We start from the raw sequence: 1,380 nt of genomic DNA on the forward strand, positions 1-1,380 counted from the left end.
CCTGCGCCCGCTCCACCGCTAGGGGCGAGGCCTCCAGGCCGACGACCTCGTCCGCGCGCGCGGCGAGCTCGGCGGTGAGCACGCCGATCGACGCGCCGGCCTCCACCGCCCGGCCGTACCGGGAGCGGGAGAGCATCGCCAGCGTCAGCGCCCGCTTGCGCCGCTCGTAGGGGCTGGAGAGGTAGCGCCACGGGTCCTCCGCGCGGGCGTAGAGGCGATCGAACACCGCCTCGGCCCGGTGGGAGTCCGCCTCGTCCGTCCCGGTGTACCGGGCGCAGTCGAAGGGGCGGTCGAAGTGCGTGAGCATCTGCTCCGAGAGGATCGCCTCGTCCCCTGGCGCGTCCGAGAGCGGGGCGACCTGGGAGGCGTGGGCGGCCAGGGCGTCCCGACGGGCCCGGCGGTCCTGCTCGGTGAGCGGCAGGCGCCGGTAGCGCCGCGCCGGCAGGTCGGCCGGCGCACCCCAGTGCCAGAACCACAGCGGGAACTCGCACAGCGGCAGGTGCTCCTGCGCGGCGAGCGTCGCCACGACCCGGCCGACCGCGTCATGGTCCGCGTGGCCGTCCGCGCGGTCATGGGTCACCAGCAGGACGGTGCCGGGCCGGGCGGCGTCGGATCGAGCGGTGTCGGCCTGGTCCGCAACTGCAGGGTCGGATGTGCCGGGCGTGCCGGAGCGGTGGTCCGCGATGAGTCCTGCCACGGCCCGGCGCACGGCATCCTCGTGCGCGGCGACCTGCGAGTCCGGCAGGTCCAGGCGGTGCACGGTGAGACGGTCCCGGTGCTCCCCGCCGAGCGCATCGGCGGCGTGCTCCAGCTCGGGCCCGCGCAGGGCGCGAAGCTGCTCGGGCGTGTGCGTGGGCGACTCCGGGTGGGAGGCCTCCCCCGCGGTGGCCACCACGAGCTCCACCCGGGCCCCAGCACGCAGGGCGGTGCGGATCAGGCCGGTGGCACCGAGGGTCTCGTCGTCCGGGTGGGCCACGGCCGCCACCACCAGGGAATCGGGGCCGAGCTCGGGCAGGTGCAGCGGCGGCAGGTCGGCGATCCCGGCCTCTTCCCACGCGGACTCGGCGGTGCCCTCATCCAGGTGCGAGAAGCTCACCACCAGGCCCCCGCCCCGTCACGTCCGTCCTTCAGCAGCGCGGCACCGAGGCGGGCGTCGTCCCGGTCGCCGTGGTGCTGACGCAGGTAGACCTGCAGGTCCGCCACGGCCTGCGCATGGCGGCGTCCTGGGTCAGCGGACCGGGGCCGGTGGCCTCGCCGACCACCCGGAGCACCTCGGTGCAGACCTGCGCCAGGGTGCCGCGGACCCGGTCCGCCTCCACCATGCCGCGGGCGTGGTCCAGGTCCCCGGCGTCCACGGCCTCCGCGGCCTGGCCGAGCACC

The 1,380-nt window shown here is 76.4% G+C and carries 1 protein-coding gene and 1 pseudogene; both read right to left on the minus strand.

What is annotated here, in order from left to right; genetic code table 11:
- A partial coding sequence (locus AC2W7A_RS12470) for a PIG-L family deacetylase (RefSeq protein WP_485991617.1) occupies positions 1–1,096 on the minus strand: 1,096 nt, incomplete at its 3' end.
- A 31-nt stretch (positions 1,097–1,127) separates the two neighbouring features.
- Positions 1,128–1,380, minus strand: a pseudogene (locus tag AC2W7A_RS12475) (hypothetical protein); the annotation flags it as partial.

The organism is Micrococcus sp. LASM2_SD2, assembly GCF_057364565.1.